Source organism: Sodalis sp. RH24, from assembly GCF_047324145.1.
Taxonomy (GTDB): Bacteria; Pseudomonadota; Gammaproteobacteria; order Enterobacterales; family Enterobacteriaceae; genus Acerihabitans.
Window position 1 is genome coordinate 4,463,780 of sequence record NZ_CP178729.1, and the last position, 19,692, is coordinate 4,483,471.

Annotated in this window: 18 protein-coding genes; 8 read left to right on the top strand and 10 right to left on the bottom strand. The window is 58.6% G+C overall.

The window, feature by feature from the left end:
* The first annotated feature begins 16 nt into the window (after positions 1 to 16).
* A complete protein-coding gene (locus tag ACL2XG_RS20275) occupies positions 17 to 1,015 on the top strand; it encodes a type IV pilus twitching motility protein PilT (RefSeq protein ID WP_413721428.1) in 999 nt (332 codons plus the stop codon).
* Positions 1,016 to 1,204: 189 nt separating this feature from the next.
* On the opposite strand, the gene rhaR is transcribed toward ACL2XG_RS20275, so the two are convergent.
* Both rhaR and rhaS read right to left on the bottom strand, forming a co-directional pair.
* Complete coding sequence (rhaR, locus tag ACL2XG_RS20280) at positions 1,205 to 2,101, bottom strand: HTH-type transcriptional activator RhaR (protein WP_410013564.1); 897 nt, start codon at positions 2,099 to 2,101, stop codon at positions 1,205 to 1,207.
* Positions 2,102 to 2,206: 105 nt separating this feature from the next.
* Positions 2,207 to 3,034, bottom strand: a complete 828-nt coding sequence (gene rhaS / locus ACL2XG_RS20285) for an HTH-type transcriptional activator RhaS (RefSeq protein ID WP_410013565.1) — start codon at positions 3,032 to 3,034, stop codon at positions 2,207 to 2,209.
* Between the two features lie 336 nt (positions 3,035 to 3,370).
* Between rhaS and rhaB the strand changes: the two genes are divergently transcribed.
* The 4 genes from rhaB to rhaM all read left to right on the top strand — a co-directional run bounded on the left by rhaB (position 3,371) and on the right by rhaM (position 7,347).
* The gene (gene rhaB / locus ACL2XG_RS20290; protein ID WP_413721427.1) at positions 3,371 to 4,843 is read left to right on the top strand and encodes a rhamnulokinase; all 1,473 of its coding nucleotides are present in this window, start codon (positions 3,371 to 3,373) and stop codon (positions 4,841 to 4,843) included.
* On the top strand, positions 4,840 to 6,102 hold the full coding sequence (locus ACL2XG_RS20295) for an L-rhamnose isomerase (protein WP_410013567.1): 1,263 nt from the start codon (positions 4,840 to 4,842) through the stop codon (positions 6,100 to 6,102). Before rhaB ends, ACL2XG_RS20295 begins: the two co-directional genes overlap by 4 nt.
* Before the next feature lie 6 nt (positions 6,103 to 6,108).
* Complete coding sequence (gene rhaD, locus ACL2XG_RS20300; RefSeq protein ID WP_413721426.1) at positions 6,109 to 6,936, top strand: rhamnulose-1-phosphate aldolase; 828 nt, start codon at positions 6,109 to 6,111, stop codon at positions 6,934 to 6,936.
* Between the two features lie 96 nt (positions 6,937 to 7,032).
* The gene (gene rhaM / locus ACL2XG_RS20305) at positions 7,033 to 7,347 is read left to right on the top strand and encodes an L-rhamnose mutarotase (protein ID WP_410013569.1); all 315 of its coding nucleotides are present in this window, start codon (positions 7,033 to 7,035) and stop codon (positions 7,345 to 7,347) included.
* 46 nt (positions 7,348 to 7,393) lie between these two features.
* Here the strand turns inward: rhaM and ruvX are convergent, their stop codons facing one another.
* From ruvX to endA, 5 genes are all read right to left on the bottom strand, one after another.
* Positions 7,394 to 7,837 carry a Holliday junction resolvase RuvX gene (gene ruvX, locus ACL2XG_RS20310; protein ID WP_410013570.1) on the bottom strand — a complete coding sequence of 148 codons (444 nt, stop codon included), beginning with the start codon at positions 7,835 to 7,837 and terminating at the stop codon, positions 7,394 to 7,396.
* Positions 7,837 to 8,400: a YqgE/AlgH family protein gene (locus ACL2XG_RS20315; RefSeq protein ID WP_410013571.1), complete on the bottom strand. Its 564-nt coding sequence runs from the start codon at positions 8,398 to 8,400 to the stop codon at positions 7,837 to 7,839. Before ACL2XG_RS20315 ends, ruvX begins: the two co-directional genes overlap by 1 nt.
* A gap of 109 nt (positions 8,401 to 8,509) precedes the next feature.
* Positions 8,510 to 9,460: a glutathione synthase gene (gshB, locus tag ACL2XG_RS20320; RefSeq protein WP_410013572.1), complete on the bottom strand. Its 951-nt coding sequence runs from the start codon at positions 9,458 to 9,460 to the stop codon at positions 8,510 to 8,512.
* 11 nt (positions 9,461 to 9,471) lie between these two features.
* The gene (gene rsmE / locus ACL2XG_RS20325) at positions 9,472 to 10,203 is read right to left on the bottom strand and encodes a 16S rRNA (uracil(1498)-N(3))-methyltransferase (RefSeq protein WP_410013573.1); all 732 of its coding nucleotides are present in this window, start codon (positions 10,201 to 10,203) and stop codon (positions 9,472 to 9,474) included.
* A 62-nt stretch (positions 10,204 to 10,265) separates the two neighbouring features.
* On the bottom strand, positions 10,266 to 10,964 hold the full coding sequence (endA, locus tag ACL2XG_RS20330; protein ID WP_410013574.1) for a deoxyribonuclease I: 699 nt from the start codon (positions 10,962 to 10,964) through the stop codon (positions 10,266 to 10,268).
* Between the two features lie 180 nt (positions 10,965 to 11,144).
* On the opposite strand from endA, the gene ACL2XG_RS20335 reads away from it, so the two are divergent.
* Positions 11,145 to 12,179: an alpha/beta fold hydrolase gene (locus tag ACL2XG_RS20335; RefSeq protein ID WP_413721425.1), complete on the top strand. Its 1,035-nt coding sequence runs from the start codon at positions 11,145 to 11,147 to the stop codon at positions 12,177 to 12,179.
* 14 nt (positions 12,180 to 12,193) lie between these two features.
* On the opposite strand, the gene ACL2XG_RS20340 is transcribed toward ACL2XG_RS20335, so the two are convergent.
* From ACL2XG_RS20340 to metK, 3 genes are all read right to left on the bottom strand, one after another.
* On the bottom strand, positions 12,194 to 12,721 hold the full coding sequence (locus ACL2XG_RS20340; protein ID WP_410013576.1) for a SprT family zinc-dependent metalloprotease: 528 nt from the start codon (positions 12,719 to 12,721) through the stop codon (positions 12,194 to 12,196).
* 207 nt (positions 12,722 to 12,928) lie between these two features.
* Positions 12,929 to 14,338, bottom strand: a complete 1,410-nt coding sequence (locus tag ACL2XG_RS20345; protein WP_410013577.1) for a sugar porter family MFS transporter — start codon at positions 14,336 to 14,338, stop codon at positions 12,929 to 12,931.
* A 390-nt stretch (positions 14,339 to 14,728) separates the two neighbouring features.
* Positions 14,729 to 15,880, bottom strand: coding sequence for a methionine adenosyltransferase (metK, locus tag ACL2XG_RS20350; RefSeq protein WP_410013578.1), 1,152 nt, complete (start codon positions 15,878 to 15,880; stop codon positions 14,729 to 14,731).
* Positions 15,881 to 16,759: 879 nt separating this feature from the next.
* Here metK and speA point away from each other — a divergent pair.
* On the top strand, positions 16,760 to 18,736 hold the full coding sequence (gene speA / locus ACL2XG_RS20355; protein WP_410013579.1) for a biosynthetic arginine decarboxylase: 1,977 nt from the start codon (positions 16,760 to 16,762) through the stop codon (positions 18,734 to 18,736).
* Positions 18,737 to 18,749: 13 nt separating this feature from the next.
* Entirely contained in the window at positions 18,750 to 19,670 is a 921-nt protein-coding gene (gene speB / locus ACL2XG_RS20360; RefSeq protein WP_410013580.1) for an agmatinase, read from the top strand.
* The last annotated feature ends 22 nt before the right edge of the window (positions 19,671 to 19,692 follow it).

Sequence of the window (19,692 nt, forward strand, 5' to 3'; positions counted from 1 at the left end):
GGTTTCAGGAGGTCATATGGATATTGATGAACTGGTGGCCCTTAGTGTAAAGCATAATGCGTCCGATCTGCACCTTTGTCCCGGCCAGGCGCCGATCGTGCGTATCGACGGCGGTTTGTGTTGTCTGGACCAGCTGCCGCCGGTACGGGAAGACTGGGTCATCGCCTGCGGCGACCGCTTGCTGGATGAACGCGGGCGCGGGCAGCTGGCGCGCGATGGGCAGGCCGACTGCGCGGCCACGCTCTCCAGCCGCCAGCGGCTGCGCTGCCACTTTTTTCGCCAGCGCACCGGGACGTCGGCCACCTTTCGCCTGATACCGACGCAAAGCCCGTCGCTGGCGGAGCTGGGCATCCCACCCGTGGTCAAGGGGCTGCTAAAGCAGCCGCAGGGGCTGCTGCTGGTCACCGGCGCCACCGGCAGCGGCAAATCAAGCTCCCTGGCGGCCATGGTGGACTATGTTAACCTGCAGCGTCAGGTCCATATTATTACCCTGGAAGATCCCATCGAGTATATCCATGCCGCCGGGCGCAGCCTGATCCAACAGCGGGAGATCGGCGGCCATTGCCAGGATTTCAATGCCGGGCTGCGGGCCGCCATGCGCGCAGACCCGGATGTGATCCTGCTGGGGGAACTGCGCGACGAGGCGGATATCCGGCTGGCCCTGCGCGCCGCCGAAACCGGTCATCTGGTCCTGGCGACGCTGCATGCCCGCCACGCCGCTCAGGCGGTGGACCGGCTCCTGGATGTCTTTCCCGCCAATGAGCGCGCCTTTGCCCGTGGCCTATTGGCCGCCGGCCTGCTTGGCATCATGGCGCAAAAGCTGGTTCCCCGGGAGCAGGGCGGGCGCATGGGGCTGTTCGAGCTGATGATTGCCACGCCCGCCGTGCGCAATCTTATTCGCGACGGCAAAACCCATTTGCTGCCGGGCTTGCTGCAGACCGGCAACGCACAGGGCATGCAGACGTTTGAACAAAGCTACCGGCGCATGACCTCGGGCAAATATCTCTACCAGTAAAATATGTGATGGGCTTAGGGCGGCGCGGGTATAACCATTGCAAAAGCGGGGTGGTAGTATAATATCGCAAAAAACCAGCGCGCATGACAGGTATGGCCTGAAATAAGCGCCAAACTACGGCAAATCACGGAAAAAAAATGAGAAAAGTCACCTGGATTTTTATTTTGATCGCGCTGGCGGTGTGGTACTTCACTTCAAAGCAATAGAGGGTGGGTTTACCGCGCTAAAAGGCTTTTTGCCGTCCTGGTTTTTCTGGAACCGCTGGCGATATTCCCGTGGCGAGACGCCAAAAGACTGATTGAACACCACGGAAAAATAATTGCTGTCGTCGAAACCACAGCGTGACGCCACCTCGCCGATGGTTTGTTGTCCATGGCGCAGCAAATCCATGGCTTTGCACAGTCTTAATTGCCGTAAATACTGATTCACCCCGATGCCGGTCTGCTGCTTGAACACCGTCTTCAGGCTACGGGCGTTAAGCTGGTGCCGGTGGCAAAAGTCGTCCAGCCTGAAAGGCTGTTCGATGCTGACCCGCAGCGCCATCAGCAGCAAGTCCAGCTGTTCGGCGTCGGAAAGCAACGGACTGTCGGGGGCGTGGCGGAACCGCTTCAACAGCAGCGCCACCTGCAGGAATAATGCTTCGCTCAGCAGGACGGACAGCGGATCGGTTTTCATGCATTCCCGCGCCAGCGCGTCCACCTCACGGCGCAATACCGACATGCCGGGGGTGCTAAGCCGCCAGTAGCGTTGTTCCTGCGTCGCTTCCTCGCCCGGCAGCAAGGCGTTCCAATCCGTGGATAGGGTCAGCCGGCCGCGGCAATACAGTATATTATCCAGCTCCAGCTCATTGACCGACTCATAGCTATGGCGATCGCGGGCATTGACGTAAAACAGATCGCCGCAGGTAATGGCATAGGGCACATCATTGAGGATATGCAGGCCATTGCCGCGCCAAACAATCACCAACTCGTCAAAATCATGGTAATGCGTGGGGAATATCGGCTGCGGATGACGATCCGCCACCGTAATCGCATTTTTGTCCGACAGGAAATAGTCGGTGGTACTCAGCTTCAGGTTAGACACCATCAGACCCCCTCAACGCCTGGGCAAGAGAGGGATCATGGCATAACGGGTTACCTAAAAACTTGAGACTGGCGACAATTGTCATATTTTTCCGCCGGCTACCGGCGTTCAGTGTTCACCGTTGCGCAACATTTTGGGCGAGTGGGAAAATTCGCGCCGGAACTGGGTGGAAAAATGATTGCTGTCGCTGAAGCCGCAGGCGTGGGCTATTTCGGTAATGGTTTTGTCGCTCTCCAGCAGGCGCTTGCGCGCTTCCAGCAAACGCAGCCGGTTAAGATAACGCTGCGGCGTCATGCCGGTCTGCTGTTTTAACTGGCGATGCAGCGTACGCAGCGGCAGTGAAAACTGCTCGGCCAGCGCCATCCAATCGATGTCGTTGCAGAAATTATGCTGCAGCCAGCGCAGCAGGTCGCGCAGGCGCCGCTCGCGATCGCCCTCGCCCTGGCTTTGGAAACAGCCATGGCGCAGCATAATCAAGAGCTGCAAAAATTGCCCTTCGCTGGCCGCGATGCCTTCGGGCGACGTATCCGTCGTCAGCTCGGCAAGCGTTTGGATAAACTGTTTGGCCTGTTGCATGCCCGCATGGTTAATCTGCCAGTTAACCTGGCTGTCCGGCAGGTTCTGGGCCGGCAGGAAACGGCTGATGTCGGTTAAAAACCGGAAACCCTGCGGTGAACGATAAAGCACATTGGTCATTATCAGCTCATCGACATTCTCAAATAAATGATGATCGTCCGCGCGGATAAAACAGACGGTGCCGCTATTCAACACATAGGGCTGATCGTTAAACACGTGGATACCCGAGCCTTTCTCCACCAGCACTATTTCCCAAAAATCGTGATAATGCTCAGGGAAGGCGGCCTGGGGCACGCGCGGCTCAATGGTGACCGTCGCGTCTTTGGAAATAAAAAAATCATCACCGCAAAGTAGCGTCATCTTCAGCACCTCACCGTTATTCGGTGCTTATAGTATGGCGACTGGCCATGGCTTCACCTTGAATAAATGACCGCCATCGCTGACATTCAGGTTATTTTTTAAAGATTGGCCGGGTGAATATTCAAAATTGCGGCTGAGATCACAGGCGCTGGGGAATAATGCCCTTCATTGCCCGCGTAAATATTGCGTTATTGAGGTAATGCTATTTTTGTGATCGGTTTCACGTTCATCTTTACTATTCTGCCACCGGCACTTCCATGTTGGCATTCACCGGAAGGTGGCCCGCCATTATTGTGAATACACTGCCGGTCATAGAATGAAAGAGGAATATTCACTATGGCCGTACGAAATAGCGTAGCTGTCGACCTCGGTGCGTCCAGTGGACGGGTCATGCTGGCTCAATGGCATTCAGCCACGCAAAAAGTCACGCTTAAGCAAATTCACCGCTTCCCCAATACCTTTATTTCAGTCGACGGGCACGATTGCTGGGACCTGGACCAGTTGGAACGGGAAATCCTGTTTGGCCTGGCCGCGTTGGATAGCGCCGGCACCGTTATCGACAGTATCGGTATCGATACCTGGGGGGTGGATTACGTGCTGCTGAACGCGCAGGGCGAACGGGCAAGCTGCCCGGTATCGTATCGCGATCACCGCACCGACGGCATTATGCCCGCGGTGCTGGATGAACTGGGGCGTGAGCATATTTACCGGCTCACCGGCATTCAGTTCTTGTCCTTCAACACCCTGTACCAACTGAAAGCCTGGCGCCAACAGCACCCCGCCGGCCTCGATCAGGTGGCGCATCTTTTGATGATCCCGGATTATTTTTACTTTCGCCTTACCGGCGTGCTGAACTGGGAATACACCAACGCCAGCACGACCCAATTGCTTAACCTTGCCACCGGGGACTGGGATCCGTCCCTGCTCGATTACCTCGCGATTCCCCGGCGTTGGCTGGGCACGCCCACGCAGCCCGGCAATACGCCGGGACACTGGATCAGCCCGGGCGGCCAGGCGGTGCCGGTTATCGCCGTGGCGTCCCATGATACCGCCAGCGCCGTGGTGGCGGCCCCGCTGCATGGCGATAACTGCGCTTATCTCAGCTCCGGTACCTGGTCGCTGATGGGTATCGACAGCGATCGTCCCTTTAACGACGACCGTGCGCTGGCGATGAATATCACCAACGAAGGCGGCGTCAACGGGCGCTACCGGGTTCTGAAAAACATTATGGGATTATGGCTGTTGCAGCGGGTGTGCAGCGAGTTGGCGATAACGGACCTGGAGGCTTTGCTGGCCGCCGCCGCGGCCCGGCCGGCCTGCCGGAGCCTTATTAATCCCAACGATGAACGATTTGTTAATCCCCCGTCAATGGTGGAGGCCATTCGCCAGGCCTGCCGGGAACAGCAACAGCCGGCGCCGGAGGATGCCGCCGCGCTTGCGCGCTGTATTTTCGACAGCCTGGCCCTGTTATACCGCCAGGTACTGCTTGAACTGGGCCGGCTTCGCGGCGTCCCGCTAAGCCGGCTGCATATCGTCGGCGGCGGCAGCCTGAACCCTTTGCTTAACCAGCTTTGCGCCGACAATTGCCGGATACCGGTGACCGCAGGGCCGGTGGAGGCCTCGACGCTGGGCAATATTGGTTGCCAGCTGATGGCGCTGGGGGAGGTGGCCGACGTCGCCCACTGGCGCGGCGTGGTGGAAGCCAATTTCCCATTACGCCATTACACCCCTAATCCCGATCCCGATTTCGCCACACACTGGCAACGTTTTTTGGCGCTCTGCCACCTGAAAGAGGAAATTTTATTATGAGTCAATCCATTGAACAAGCCTGGCTCCTGGCCAAACAGCGGTTTGCGGATATCAATGTCAATGTGGAGGGCGCGCTCGAATTACTCGATACCCTGCCGGTATCCATGCATTGCTGGCAGGGCGATGACGTGGCCGGGTTTGAAAACACGGGCGGCGCGCTCACCGGCGGCATCCAGGCCACCGGCAACTATCCCGGCAAAGCGCACAACGCGCAGGAGCTGCGCGCCGACCTGGAGCAGGCGTTCAGCCTGATCCCAGGACCAAAACGCCTGAACCTGCACGCCATCTATCTGGAGGCCGAAGGCAAGGTGGAGCGCAATGAAATCGAGCCGAAGCATTTTTCCCGCTGGGTCAGCTGGGCGCGGGAGCATCATCTGGGACTGGATTTCAACCCCACCTGTTTTTCCCATCCGCTGAGCGCCGACGGGTTTACCCTGTCCCACGCCGACGACGGCATCCGCCAGTTCTGGATTGAACATTGCCAGGCCAGCCGCCGCGTCTCGGCCTATTTCGGCCGTGAACTGGGCACGCCGTCGGTGATGAATATCTGGATCCCGGACGGCATGAAGGACCTGACCATCGATCGCCTGGCGCCCCGTCAGCGGCTGCTGGAGGCGCTGGATGCCGTGATGGCGGAAAAGCTGGACCGCAATCACCATATCGACGCGGTGGAAAGTAAATTATTCGGCATCGGCGCGGAAAGCTATACCGTCGGCTCCAGTGAATTTTATCTGGGATATGCCACCAGCCGCGGTACCGCCCTGTGCCTCGATGCCGGGCATTTTCATCCCACCGAAGTGATTTCCGATAAGATTTCCAGCGCCATTCTGTTTGTGCCGCGCCTGCTGCTGCACGTGAGCCGCCCGGTACGCTGGGATAGCGATCATGTGGTGCTGCTGGACGACGAAACCCAGGCCATCGCCACGGAAATCGTGCGTCAGAAACTGTTTAACCGCGTGCATATCGGCCTGGATTTCTTCGATGCCTCCATCAACCGCATCGCCGCGTGGGTCATCGGCACCCGCAATATGAAAAAAGCGCTGCTGCGGGCGCTGCTGGAGCCGACCGGAGAACTGCGCCAACTTGAGCAGCAGGGAGACTATACGGCGCGCCTGGCGCTGCTGGAAGAACAAAAATCGCTGCCCTGGCAGGCGGTATGGGACAAATATTGCCAATTGCACAATGTGCCGGTAGGCGGCGATTGGCTGCAGACGGTGCGTGAATATGAACGCGCAACGTTAACAACACGCAAAGGATAAGACGCTATGCAAACAATACTGACTTCCTGGTTTGTACAGGGAATGGTCAAAGCCACCACCGACATGTGGCTTAAAGGCTGGGATGAACGTAATGGCGGCAACGTTAGCCTGCGCCTGACCCCCGAAGACGTGGCGCCGTACCGTGGGGAATTCACGCCCCGGCCGCGCACCGAAACGCTGACCGAGCCGGTGCCGGAGCTGGCCAATACCTATTTTCTGGTCACCGGTTCAGGTAAGTTTTTCCGCAATGTCCAGCTATCGCCGTCGGATAACCTGGTGCTGTTGCAGGTAAACGCCGCGGGCAACGGCTACAGCATTCTGTGGGGCCTGACCGCCGGCGGCCTGCCGACGTCGGAACTGGCGTCCCATTTCCAGTCGCACGTGGTGCGCCGGGAAGTGACGCAGGGCAGCGGCCGGGTGATTATGCACTGCCACGCCACCAACCTGATTGCCCTGAGTTTTGTGCTGAAGCTGGACAGCGCGCATTTTACCCGCGAACTGTGGGAAGGCAGCACCGAATGCCTGGTGGTGTTCCCTGACGGCGTGGGCATCGTGCCCTGGATGGTGCCCGGTACCGACGGCATCGGCAACGCCACCTCGGCGCAGATGCGTTCCCATTCGCTGGTACTGTGGCCGTTCCACGGCATTTTTGCCACCGGGCCGACCCTGGACGACGCCTTTGGCCTGATTGACACCGCGGAAAAATCGGCCGAAATCATGGTCAAGGTGCGCGCCATGGGCGGCAAAAAGCAGACCATCAGCCGCGACGAGCTGATCGCCCTGGGGCAGCGTTTCGGCGTGACGCCGATGGCGTCGGCGCTGGATGTAGAGTAAGGCGCCGGTACCGGGCGCGGCGGATGTTCACGCGCCCGGGATTCGGCGTGCCTGGCCCGCGCCGGTTCACCCTCATTATTGATAAGAGCATTGATTATGATCAGAAAGGCCTTTGTCATGCAGGTCAATCCCGACGCCCACGAGGAGTACCGGCGGCGTCATAACCCGATCTGGCCGGAATTGGAATACACCCTTAAAGCCCACGGCGCCCACCACTACAGCATTTTTATGGACGAGGAGCGCCATTTGCTGTTTGCGTATGTGGAAATGGAGTCCGAGCAGCGGTGGAACGAAGTGGCCGCCACCGGGGTGTGCCAGCGCTGGTGGCGCCATATGACCGACGTGATGCCGGCCAATGCGGACAACAGCCCGGTAAGCCGTGAGCTGCGGCCGGTTTTTTATCTGGAGTGAGCGACGTTGCTGACCGGATTACCCGGCAGGCATTACCGGAAATCCCTTACCTGGCATGGGGGTGGCGCACGGCCAGCAGCTGTTCAAACCAGCTTTCCAGGATCACCACCGCCGATCCGGCGTCGACCCGGCCCTTGTTCAACGCGCGGTAGCCGCCGCGCTCGAACAGGTCGGCGCGTGCTTCCACGGTACTCAGGCGCTCATCGTGCAGCACCACCTCAAAACCAAAACGGCCATGCAACCGGTTGGCGAACTTACGCGCCTTAAGCGTCAGTGGCTGCTCGGTGCCGTCCATATTCAGCGGCAGTCCCACCACAATCACGTCCGGCTGCCATTCGCGCAGGAGTTTTTCCACCGCCAGCCAGTCGGGAACGCCATCCTGGGCCTTAAACGCCGCCAGGGGACGGGCGGTGCAGGTGACTTCCTGGCCAATGGCAACGCCAATGCTTTTGGTGCCGAAATCAAAAGCCATCATGGTCCGGTTGGTCATCAGGCGTGGCCCGCTTCGTTGGCGATATTATGAATATCGATACCCAGCTTCCTGGCCGCATCGCGCCAGCGCGACGCGATGGGCGTGCGAAACAGGATATCGCTGTCGGCCGGGATGGTCAGCCAGGCGTTTTCCAATAATTCCTGCTCCAGCTGCCCCTTGTCCCAGCCGGCGTAGCCCAGCGCCACCAGCACATCCTGCGGCTGCTGCGCGGTGCCGAGGGTTTCCAGCACATCCTTGGACGTGGTAATCATGGTTTCAGCGGAGATGCCGATGCTGGAGCCGAATCCCTCGCAGGGGGTATGCAGGATAAACCCGCGATCGTCCGCCAGCGGGCCGCCGGCAAACACCGGTTTATCCAGGCGGATCGCCGGATCGCGCTCGGCCGGCATGATCTTGAGTTTGTGCAGCACGCTCTCGACGGTGAACTGCTCGACGGGTTTATTAATGACGAGTCCCATGGCCCCGTCGTCGTTATGCTCGCAGATATAGATCACCGCGCGTTTGAACATAGGGTCTTGCAAAGAGGGCATGGCGATAAGAAAGTGATGCTGTAAATTCATTCTGTCTTTTTAGGGTGAGTAGTTTAATAAATAGTCGAACAGCAGTATGCGGCTAAATCAGGGATAAGTCACTGGCCGCAAGCGAAATCCGCCCGCAGCCGGCATAAAATCAGTTTTTGCCCAGGCGTTTTTCGATGGCGTCCATCAGCATACCGGTAATGGAAATCGGGAACGCGGCTTCGATTTCGCGCACGCAGGTCGGACTGGTGACGTTAATCTCCGTCAGCTTATCGCCGATAATATCCAGGCCGACAAAAATCAGCCCCTTTTCTTTCAGGATCGGGCCGACGTCACGGGCGATTTTCCAATCGCTTTCCGTCAACGGCCGCGCCTCGCCGCGTCCGCCGGCAGCCAGGTTGCCGCGCGTTTCACCCGTTTTGGGAATGCGCGCCAGGCAATAGGGCACCGGTTCGCCGTCCACGACCAGCACCCGCTTGTCGCCGTCCTTGATTTCCGGCAGGAAGTTTTGCGCCATGCAAAAGTGCTGGCCGTAGCCGGTCAGGGTTTCAATGATGACCGACAGGTTGGGGTCTTCTTTTTTTACCCGGAATATCGAGGTGCCGCCCATGCCGTCCAGCGGTTTGAGGATGATGTCGCCGTGTTCCTGCCAGAACGCGCGGATATGATCGTCGCGGCGGCTGACCAGGGTATCCGGCGTATGGTGGGCGAACCAGGCGGTAAACAGCTTTTCGTTGCAATCGCGCAGGCTGCGCGGTTTGTTGACGATAAGCGCGCCTTTATCTTCCGCCCGTTCAAGTATATAAGTGGCGTAAATGAATTCGGTATCGAACGGCGGATCTTTACGCATCAGGATCACGTCGAGATCGCCAAGCTCGATATCCTGCTCGCCGTGGAAACTATACCATTGGTCATAATCCTGTTTTACCGCCAGCAGGCGCGTGGTGGCGCGCGCCTCGCCGCCGCGCAGGTACAGCGAGCTCATTTCCATGTAATGGATCTGCCAGCCGCGGCGTTGCGCTTCGAGCAGCATGGCGAAACTGGTGTCTTTCTTGATATTGATGGAGGATATGGGATCCATCACGATGCCGAGCTTTAACATTTGTTTCTCCTTTACCCCAGATCGCCGAAACGCACCTGCAGTGCGGTAATGACGGTGAGCGCTGTGGTTTCTGTGCGCAAAACACGGGGCCCCAGCTGGATTTCGGTAAATCCATGGCGTGAGGTCATGGCTATTTCTTCCGGGGACAGGCCGCCCTCCGGGCCAATCAGCAGCCGTACCTTATCGACCGGCAGCGGCAGCGTATTAATACTGTGCGCGGCGCGCGGGTGCAGGTTGAGTTTTAATCCTTCATCCCGCTCGGCGCACCACGCCTCCAGGTCCATGGCTTCCCGGATCAGCGGCAGACTGTTACGGCCGCACTGCTCGCAGGCGCCGATGGCGATTTTCCGCCATTGCTGGATTTTTTTCGCCATGCGGTCGTCATCCAGCTTGACCCCGCAGCGCTCGGAAAACAATGGCGTAATCACATTGACGCCGAGTTCGATGGATTTTTGGATGGTAAATTCCATCTTCTCGCCCCGGGACATGACTTGTCCTAAATGCAGTTGCAACGGCGACTCGAAATTGGCCGGACGAGAGGCGATGATGGTGGCCGTGACGTTTTTCTTGCCCGCCGCGGCAATCTCCGCTTCGAAGATATGATTGCTGCCGTCGAACAGATGCAGTAATTGTCCTTCGGACATGCGCAGTACGCGCGTCAGGTGGTGCGCGGCGTCTTCATCGAGCGCCACGGTGCCCTTGGCCGGGAGCGGCCCGGGATGGTAAATACGCGGTATTCGCATGCTGGTATCGTTTTCGTCCTGGTTGGTGCGCGGCGCGCGTCATCACATAGTAGGCAGCAGTGTTACGACTGGCAAGCCCGCTGAATATAGGGATTGGCGTTGCCCTGTACCTTTTCGATGCGCCGGTTGCGTTCGCATTCCCAGGCGGTGACGGGATATTGCCGATCCCAGACCTCGAACAGCTGGGTTTGCTGGCGCGAGATATTCAGATGATAACGGTCGCGCATATAAAAATAGGTGCGCGCAATGGCGCCGCGCGCACGCGCCGGCGGTTCGGCCTGTTTATTCTTGAAATCGATTTTCATGGCGCACTGGCCGTACTGTCCCTCGCCGCCGCGCCATTGGCTGTACTGGAAATTGCCCCGATCGCCGTTGACTTCGCCGATCGCCGGCTGCAGGTTGTGCAGGTCGTTTTCCATTTGCCGATAGTCAGCATCTTTGGCGCAGTTTTTGCGCCCGCCTTCCTGCCAGCACCTGTGCTGGTGGCCGAATTCCCAGGCCGGCACCACGTGTTCCCATTCGATCCGGTTGGCGCGCAGGGCGCTTTTGCGCACCTGGTAACCGCATGATGCCAGATCCGGGGTGCCCTTTTTTCCCTGCCAGTCGATTTTGCAGCCGCAATAAAAGGAACCCGGCGCATCCTGGTTGATTTTTACCGCCGCCGCTTTCGCCTGGCTGAAGTTATTGATGTTTTGCGCCAGGACGCCGCCGGCGATCGGCAACAGGGAAAAACAAAGGAACCAAACAATTCTGTGTTGCATCTTCTGATTCATTAAAAGGAAAAACGCAGGTTAACCAATCCCGGGGTTGCAGGCAAATCGAAGCGGCAAAAAAAATCCTGCCGGCGCGGTTTTCCGCGCCGCTGCCAATCGATATCACTTGATTTGGAAATGATCGTTTCCTATATTGGGAGCCTGCCTGCAACCCTATAGGAAGATGTTATGACTGACTCTATACCATCACCGTCCCTGAAACCTGGCTTCAGGATAACGGCGGCCGTCGCCGCGTCGCGCCCGGACGCGGATCTTGCCGGATTTGTCCATCGCTTCGCCACCGTGGCGGGGGTAAGGATCCACTATGTCGATAACGGCCATAGCGCCGGCGGGGATACGAGCGATACAGCATTGCCCGAGGGCACGGGCGGCGACGCGGTGAAGACGCGCGCGGAAACGTCCGCCGCCGATCCGCGCCCCGTGGCGGTGCTGTTGGCGGGGTTTCCCGAAAGCGGGTACGCCTGGCGAAAAGTCATGCCGCTGCTGGCGCGGGGCTATCGCGTGATTGTCCCGGACCTGCCGGGGCAGGGGGATTCGGATCGCCCGCAGGCCGGCTATGACACTGAAAGCCTGGCGAACGCCGTGCACGGCTTGCTGCTCCAGCTGGGTATCCGGCGCTATTTCCTGGCCGGCCACGATATCGGCGCCTGGGTGGCATATCCCTACGCGCTGATGTTTGGCGACGAGGTGCGGCGTCTGGCGCTGCTTGATGCCGGCATCCCGGGCATCACCCTGCCCGACGCGCTGCCCACGGCGCCGGACCGGGCCTGGCGCACCTGGCATTTTGCCTTTCACGCCATTGCGGACCTGCCGGAAGTTCTGATTGCCGGACGCGAGCGGGAATACCTGGACTGGTTCTTGCGGCGCAAGACCGCCAATCCACAGTCTTTTACCGAGGCGGATATCGATGAGTACCTGCGCGCCTTTAAGCAAGACGGCGGACTGCGCGCCGGCCTGGCCTATTACCGGGAGGCGGCGCTGTCCGCGGCGCAGAACCGGCGCCTGAGCGGGAACGGCGGGCTGGCGATGCCGGTACTGGCGCTGAGCGCCGATCAGGGGTCCATCATCGATATGGCCGCCCCCCTGCGGGCCTTTGCCGATAATGTGCAAGGGGTGGTGGTGCCCCACTGCGGGCATTTCCTGCCGGAAGAGCAGCCTGAAGCGGTGGCCCGCGAGCTGGAGGGGTTCTTTAGCGCCGACTGAGCCCGGCGCCGCTGTTATTCCATCACGTTTTCGGCATCGTTATCGCCGGCAAAGCGCAGCACAGCGCCGCATTGGCGGCAGCGGTACACCGACTCGCCGCGTACGATGCGGTTATGGCGGCGCACCGTCAGTTCGTGGCGCTGGCATCCGCACTGGTAGCGGTAGGTATTGGTGCGCACCGTCGCCAGGTCGAAACCGTGGGTGCGGCGGGGCTCGGTATGCAGCACGCTTGCCATCATCCAGCGCCACTCGCTGCCGTGGGGCGCCACGCGGCCGAACTGGCGAAACACCAGCAGATGGGCGAGCTCGTGGGGAATCACCTCGTCGATAAAGCTGTCCTGGTTGGCCAGCAGCAATACCGGGTTGAGCCGGATTTCCCATTTATCCAGCCACGCGGTGCCCGCCGAGGTGCCGCGCTGCTGGTAATTCAACAGCGGCTCCGGGAAGGTGGTGTTGAAATAGTCCCCTGCCTGGCGCAGCTTGGCACGCAGACATGACATAACGGCCTGGTGAAGGGCGATGGGGATGCGGTTCGGTTTCATAACGGCAAGATTAACCGGCGCAGTTAACAGATGCAAGCGACGCAATAGGGTGGGAAGGGCTGGGTTTAGCCGGGATGGACGCTGGCGCCATGCCGCGGGAAAGCCGGGCACGGCGCGGAGGTATGGCGGATTGCCGCCGGCGCCGGGGCGGCTTGCGCCGCTCCGCCGCCGCCAGCCGGCTTGTTCACCGGCTGGACGGATCGACGATTATTTATCGCCGATTTCGCGCAGGCGTTTGCCGGTCATCAGGTTGCGCTCGATATGTTCCAGCGAAATATTCTTGGTTTCCGGAATCAGCCAGAATGTCAGGAGAATAAACAGCACGTTCAGCCCGCCGTAGACCCAGAACGTATTGGCGTTCCCCAGTACATCAAGCATGGTCAGGAAGGTGGCGCCGACGATCATATTGGCGATCCAGTTGGTGGCCGTGGAAACGGTGATACCAAAATCCCGGCCCTTCAGCGGCTGGATTTCGGAACACAGTACCCAAATCAGCGGACCGGCGCTCATCGCAAAACCCACGATAAACATCATCAGCATAATGATGGCGAAGTATTTGCGGAAGTCGGTTTCAACGCCGATATGCAGCAACGCGCCCAATACGCCCATACCCACCGCCATCACCAGGAAGCCCAGCTTGAGGGTCGGCTTGCGGCCCCAGCGGTCAACCAGGCCGATGGCGATAAAGGTGGCCAGAACGTTGACCAGGCCGACTATCACCGTGCCCCACATTTGATCCGTGGTGCTGGAGAAACCGGCGATGCCGAAGATCTTCGGCGCGTAGTACATGATGACGTTCATCCCGGTGAACTGCTGCATCACCTGCAGCAGAATGCCGAGATACACCACACGGCGGAAATTGCCGTTATTGGTAAACAGCGCCCAGCCGCTTTGTTTTACCTTCAGGCTTTCGCGAATCTCTTCCAGCTCTTTCTTGGCCTGCTCGGACGTGTCGCGCAGCATGTTCAGCACCTTCTGCGCCTCGATGTAGCGGCCTTTCGCCGCCAGCCAGCGCGGGCTGCCGGGCAGGAACAATACGCCGATAAACAACAAAACCGCCGGGATGGTGATGATGCCCAGCATCCAGCGCCAGGAACCGCTATAGCTGAACGCGGTATCCGACAGGTAAGCCGCCAGGATGCCGATGGTGATCATCAACTGGTACATGGAAATCATGCTGCCGCGAATTTTTTCCGGCGCGATTTCCGACAGATATAAAGGGGCGGTATAAGAAGCGACGCCGACGGCCAGCCCGAGGATGATCCTGGCAACCACCAGCAGTTCAACATTGGGGGAAAACGCCGAGCATAACGAGCCGATGACGAATAATAACGCGCCGATCAGCAAACTGTATTTACGCCCGAGCTTGGCTGACAGCCAGCCCGAACCTACCGCGCCGACCGCGGCGCCGAACATCATGGAACTGACCACCCATTCCTGCTGATGCGCGGTAATTTGCAGCTCATCGGACAGGAACGGCAATGCCCCGGCAATAACGCCGATATCCAGGCCGAACAGCAGTCCGGCAAGCGCCGCCATAAAGCAGACGAAAAAGGTGATGCGGGCATGAGATCTGCCTGACCGGGGTTTGGCAGTACTCACATTGGCAGTACTCATAGTACCTCCCTAAAACTACACAATTATTAATTATGAATGTTAAATAAACGTATGCGGATATAGTGTGCGCCAGATCACAACTATGTAATCGTTTACACAGACTTATCCTGAATTAACAGCACTAAAAGCCAGGGCCATGCCGCTTATCAATCTAAAATGATGTTTTAGAAACAACTTTCGCGTCGGTCCGGTTGATATATAACATATAGCTGAAAATGAAGCGGTAGCAAAAAAAAATCGAAAATTTAATCCCAATTAACTTGATGATAAAATTGATTTTATTGTTCTGTAATCGCTTTCAGAAAGGCTAAAAAAAAACGGCGATCATCAGATCACCGTTAAGTAGTGTAGTCGAAGAAATCTCCGGCGGTACGACTTATCTTATCCCGCTTATAAACCGGCGGCATCGCGCAGCAGCGCGGCCTTATCGGTTTTTTCCCAGGGGAAATGCTCGCGGCCGAAGTGACCATAGGCCGCCGTTTCGCGATAAATCGGCTGCAGTAGATCCAGCATGGTGATAAGGCCGTGGGGACGCAGGTCGAAGAACTCGCGTACCAGCTGGGTCAGTTTTTCAATGGAGACTTTGCCTGTGCCGAAGGTTTCGATGCTGATGGACGTGGGTTCCGCCACGCCGATGGCGTAGGAAACCTGGATTTCACAGCGATCGGCCAGGCCGGCGGCGACGATATTTTTTGCCACGTAGCGGGCGGCGTAGGCCGCGGAACGGTCGACCTTGGAGGGATCTTTGCCCGAAAACGCGCCGCCGCCGTGACGGGCCATGCCGCCGTAGGTGTCGACGATGATTTTACGCCCGGTCAGGCCGCAGTCGCCCATGGGGCCGCCGATAACAAACCGGCCGGTGGGGTTGATAAAATATTTGGTGCTGGACGACAGCCATTCGGCGGGCAGGACCGGCTTGATGATCTCTTCCATGACCGCTTCCTGCAAATCGCGCAGGGAGACGTCTTCTGAATGCTGGGTAGAGAGCACGACCGCGTCGATGCCGACGATTTTATCGTTGTCATACGCAAAGGTGATCTGGCTTTTGGCATCCGGACGCAGCCAGGGCAGGGTGCCGCTTTTGCGCACCTGGGACTGGCGCGCCACCAGGCGATGGGCGTAGGTGATCGGCGCCGGCATCAGTACTTCGGTTTCGTTGGTGGCGTAACCGAACATCAGCCCCTGGTCGCCGGCGCCCTGTTCGAGCGGGTCGCTGCGATCCACGCCCTGGTTGATATCGGGCGATTGCTTGCCGATGGCGCTGAGCACGGCGCAGGAATTGGCGTCGAAACCCATGTCCGAATTGATATAGCCGATATCGCGAATGGTGCTGCGCGTCAGTTCTTCTATATCCACCCATGCGCTGGTGGTGATTTCACCGCCAACCAGCACCATACCGGTTTTGACAAATGTTTCGCAGGCCACGCGCGCCTTGGGATCCTGGGCCAGGATCGCGTCAAGCACGGCATCGGAAATCTGATCCGCGATTTTATCAGGATGTCCTTCTGAAACGGATTCGGACGTAAATAGGTGTTTAGCCATCGGTCTCTTTACCTTAACATACGGGTTAGGAATGACTGCGTAGCGCTGGGATTCAGCCATAAGGGAAAAGCGATTTTCCGATGATGGCGTTACGCGTCCTGCAACGTCCCGCGGATAACGTCGTTAGCAGTAAGTACTCACAGTAAGTAATAGTATAAGTAAGCTATCCAGTTTAGATGGATTAACTTCTGGATGGCTATTCTAGGACACCCGCTTGGCGAATTACCAGCGATTTTTTCGCCCTGGCGCCTCCGCGCAGGCCGCGGCGGCGCCCGATCGTGCGGTAATCGCGCCCGGGGCTGATTTAAATTTTGCTTTTTCGCGGGGCAGGCTGTATAAATTCGCGCGCATAAGCAACGGTAAGGTGAATGTCTTTCATTTACATCCGGTAACTTTTTATCTGTCCCGGCACGGCGTAAGCCGCCGATGGCCGGCATTTGCGGGAGGTGGCACAGTTAATGATTCGTTATTTTCCGGTCAACCCCGACCACGCTTCCGCTCGCCCGGCTTGTCCGGCGCACCCTGTTTTTCCAGCATTTCCGCTCTGTTATGGCCGATGTTGCCCGCCAGGCCGCCGACATGCGGGCGCTTCCCAGGATTCCAGGGCCGGTTGACGGTTGCTCATTACCGGACCCGGGCCATGCGGTCTTTCATGCGGACCCTATTTTTTGGGCGATCCACCACCCCGTCTCACGGAGTTCATCAAGGTGTTTTACAATTACTGTACTGATGTACCGGATGCCGATTGCGTCCGGCGGCGCTTATTGCCGTTGGCGGGCTGCGGGTTTACGCACAACAACTATGCCACCGACGGTGGTGTCCACGCTCCAACATTGATGAACGGGAACGCCAACTGGAACCCCGGGAGAGAGTTACGTCATGTCTGATGATCATAAGCACCAAGGGTCCCACCGGTCCGCACCCCATGAAAACTTGCGTTCCATGCAGGAGGTAGCCATGAATGACAGCGATGCCAGCAAAATGATGAGTACCTACAATGTCGCGTATTGGGGCAATAATTATTTTGATGTCAATGAGCTGGGCCATATCAGCGTTTGCCCCGATCCCGATTTTCCCGAGGCGCGGGTCGACCTGGCGGAGCTGGTCAAGGAACGGCAGAACGACGGGCAGCGGCTGCCGGCCCTGTTCTGCTTTCCGCAGATCCTGCAACACCGCCTGCGTTCCATTAACGGGGCGTTTAAGCGCGCCCGCGAATCCTTTGGCTATCGGGGCGACTATTTCCTGGTCTATCCCATCAAGGTTAACCAGCATCGCCGGGTGATTGAATCCCTGGTGAATTCCGGCGAGCCGCTGGGGCTGGAAGCCGGCTCCAAGGCGGAACTGATGGCGGTGCTGGCGCATGCCGGCATGACGCGCACCGTCATTGTCTGCAATGGCTATAAAGACCGCGAATATATCCGCCTGGCGCTGATCGGCGAAAAGCTGGGCCATAAGGTCTACCTGGTCATTGAAAAACTTACCGAAATCAAGCTGGTGCTGGAAGAAGCCGAGCGCCTGAACGTGGTGCCCCGCCTGGGCGTGCGCGCCCGTCTCGCCTCGCAGGGCTCGGGCAAGTGGCAGTCCAGCGGCGGCGAAAAATCCAAATTCGGACTGGCGGCGGTCCAGGTGCTGCAACTGGTGGAACTGCTGCGCAGCAAAGGACGGCTCGACAGCCTGCAACTGCTGCATTTCCATTTGGGTTCCCAATTGTCCAATATCCGCGATATCGCCTCCGGCGTACGGGAATCGGCGCGCTTTTATGTGGAACTGCACCGCCTGGGCGTGAATATCGAATGCTTTGATGTCGGCGGCGGCCTGGGGGTCGATTACGAAGGCACCCGTTCTCAGTCCGATTGTTCGGCCAACTACGGCCTGAACGAATACGCCAACAATGTGATTTGGGGTATCGGCGATGCCTGCAACGAATATGACCTGCCGCATCCGACGGTGATTACCGAGTCCGGCCGCGCCGTCACCGCCCACCATACGGTGCTGGTGTCGAACGTTATCGGCGTGGAGCGCAACGAGTTCAGCGAACCGCTGCCGCCCGCCGAGGACGCGCCGCGCCCGCTGGAAAGCATGTGGCAGACCTGGCAGGAAATGCAGGAACCGCAAAACCGCCGCTCGCTGCGCGAATGGCTGCACGACAGCCAGATGGACCTGCACGACGTCCATACCCAATATACCCACGGCATGCTGGATTTGAGCCAGCGCGCCTGGGCCGAGCAGCTCTATCTGAATATTTGCCGCATGATCCAGACGCAGCTCGATCCGAGCAACCGCGCGCACCGGCCGATTATCGATGAACTGCAGGAGCGCATGGCCGACAAGCTGTACGTTAACTTCTCGCTGTTCCAGTCGATGCCGGACGCCTGGGGCATCGATCAGCTGTTCCCGGTGTTGCCGCTGGAGGGGCTGGATAAACCGCCTGAAGGTCGCGCCGTGCTGCTGGATATTACCTGCGACTCCGACGGCACCATCGATCACTATATCGATGGCGACGGCATCGCCACCACCATGCCGATGCCGCCGTACGATGTGGATAACCCGCCGCTGCTGGGCTTTTTCATGGTCGGCGCCTATCAGGAAATCCTTGGCAATATGCATAACCTGTTCGGCGACACCGCCGCGGTGGATGTCTTTGTGTTTAAAGACGGCAGCGTGGAGCTTAATGAGTCCGATGAAGGCGATTCAGTAGCCGATATGCTGCAGTATGTGCAGTTGGATCCGGCGGTACTGTTGACCCGTTTCCGCGATCAGGTGAAAGAGACCGATCTGGACGGCGCGCTGCAGGCGGAGTTCCTCGAAGAGTTCGAGGCCGGCCTGTATGGCTACACTTACCTGGAAGATGAATAAGAAAGGACGGACTATGAGCACCCTGGGCCATCAATACGATAATTCCCTGGTTTCCAATGCCTTTGGCTTTTTGCGTTTGCCGTTGGAATTCAACCCCTATGACGCCGATGCCGATTGGGTGATTACCGGCATTCCCTTCGATATGGCCACCTCGGGCCGCTCCGGCGGCCGTCACGGCCCGGCGGCGATCCGCCAGGTTTCCACCAACCTGGCCTGGGAAGGCTGCCGCTGGCCGTGGGACTTCGACGTGCGCCAGCGTTTAAAGGTGGTCGACTGCGGCGACGTGGTGTTTGATTTCGGCGATGCGCAGGATCTGAGCGATAAGCTCCAGCAGCACGCGGAGCGTTTACTGGCGGCGGGCAAACGCCTGCTCTCGTTTGGCGGCGATCATTACGTCACGCTGCCTTTGCTGCGCGCGCATCATAAGCATTTCGGCAAAATGGCGCTGGTGCATTTCGACGCCCATACCGATACCTACAGCAACGGCAGCAAGTTCGATCACGGCACCATGTTCTACCATGCGCCCAACGAAGGCCTGATCGATCCCACCCGGTCGGTGCAGATCGGCATCCGTACCGAATACGATCGCGATAACGGCTTTACGGTGCTGGACGCGGGGCAGGTCAACGATCGCAGCGTCGACGATATCCTGGCCCAGGTCATACAGATTGTCGGCGATTTGCCGGTTTACCTGACCTTTGATATCGACTGCCTGGATCCGGCGTTCGCGCCCGGCACCGGCACGCCGGTGATCGGCGGCCTGAGCACCGATCGGGCGCTGAAGCTGCTGCGCGGCCTGCAGCCCCTGAATATCGTCGGCATGGATCTGGTGGAAGTGGCGCCGGCCTACGATCATTCGCAAATCACCGCCCTGGCGGCGGCCACGCTGGCGCTGGAAATGCTCTATATCCAGGCGGCCAAAAAACCGCGGTAACTCCGCGCTGACGGGCGCGCCC

What these genes read in the sequence shown, in the direction of transcription:
- ACL2XG_RS20275 (WP_413721428.1), top strand. Translation starts at nt 17, where the DNA reads ATGGATATTGATGAACTGGTGGCCCTTAGTGTAAAGCATAATGCGTCC.
- rhaR (WP_410013564.1), bottom strand. Translation starts at nt 2,101, where the DNA reads ATGGTGTCTAACCTGAAGCTGAGTACCACCGACTATTTCCTGTCGGAC.
- rhaS (WP_410013565.1), bottom strand. Translation starts at nt 3,034, where the DNA reads ATGACGCTACTTTGCGGTGATGATTTTTTTATTTCCAAAGACGCGACG.
- rhaB (WP_413721427.1), top strand. Translation starts at nt 3,371, where the DNA reads ATGGCCGTACGAAATAGCGTAGCTGTCGACCTCGGTGCGTCCAGTGGA.
- ACL2XG_RS20295 (WP_410013567.1), top strand. Translation starts at nt 4,840, where the DNA reads ATGAGTCAATCCATTGAACAAGCCTGGCTCCTGGCCAAACAGCGGTTT.
- rhaD (WP_413721426.1), top strand. Translation starts at nt 6,109, where the DNA reads ATGCAAACAATACTGACTTCCTGGTTTGTACAGGGAATGGTCAAAGCC.
- rhaM (WP_410013569.1), top strand. Translation starts at nt 7,033, where the DNA reads ATGATCAGAAAGGCCTTTGTCATGCAGGTCAATCCCGACGCCCACGAG.
- ruvX (WP_410013570.1), bottom strand. Translation starts at nt 7,837, where the DNA reads ATGACCAACCGGACCATGATGGCTTTTGATTTCGGCACCAAAAGCATT.
- ACL2XG_RS20315 (WP_410013571.1), bottom strand. Translation starts at nt 8,400, where the DNA reads ATGAATTTACAGCATCACTTTCTTATCGCCATGCCCTCTTTGCAAGAC.
- gshB (WP_410013572.1), bottom strand. Translation starts at nt 9,460, where the DNA reads ATGTTAAAGCTCGGCATCGTGATGGATCCCATATCCTCCATCAATATC.
- rsmE (WP_410013573.1), bottom strand. Translation starts at nt 10,203, where the DNA reads ATGCGAATACCGCGTATTTACCATCCCGGGCCGCTCCCGGCCAAGGGC.
- endA (WP_410013574.1), bottom strand. Translation starts at nt 10,964, where the DNA reads ATGCAACACAGAATTGTTTGGTTCCTTTGTTTTTCCCTGTTGCCGATC.
- ACL2XG_RS20335 (WP_413721425.1), top strand. Translation starts at nt 11,145, where the DNA reads ATGACTGACTCTATACCATCACCGTCCCTGAAACCTGGCTTCAGGATA.
- ACL2XG_RS20340 (WP_410013576.1), bottom strand. Translation starts at nt 12,721, where the DNA reads ATGAAACCGAACCGCATCCCCATCGCCCTTCACCAGGCCGTTATGTCA.
- ACL2XG_RS20345 (WP_410013577.1), bottom strand. Translation starts at nt 14,338, where the DNA reads ATGAGTACTGCCAATGTGAGTACTGCCAAACCCCGGTCAGGCAGATCT.
- metK (WP_410013578.1), bottom strand. Translation starts at nt 15,880, where the DNA reads ATGGCTAAACACCTATTTACGTCCGAATCCGTTTCAGAAGGACATCCT.
- speA (WP_410013579.1), top strand. Translation starts at nt 16,760, where the DNA reads ATGTCTGATGATCATAAGCACCAAGGGTCCCACCGGTCCGCACCCCAT.
- speB (WP_410013580.1), top strand. Translation starts at nt 18,750, where the DNA reads ATGAGCACCCTGGGCCATCAATACGATAATTCCCTGGTTTCCAATGCC.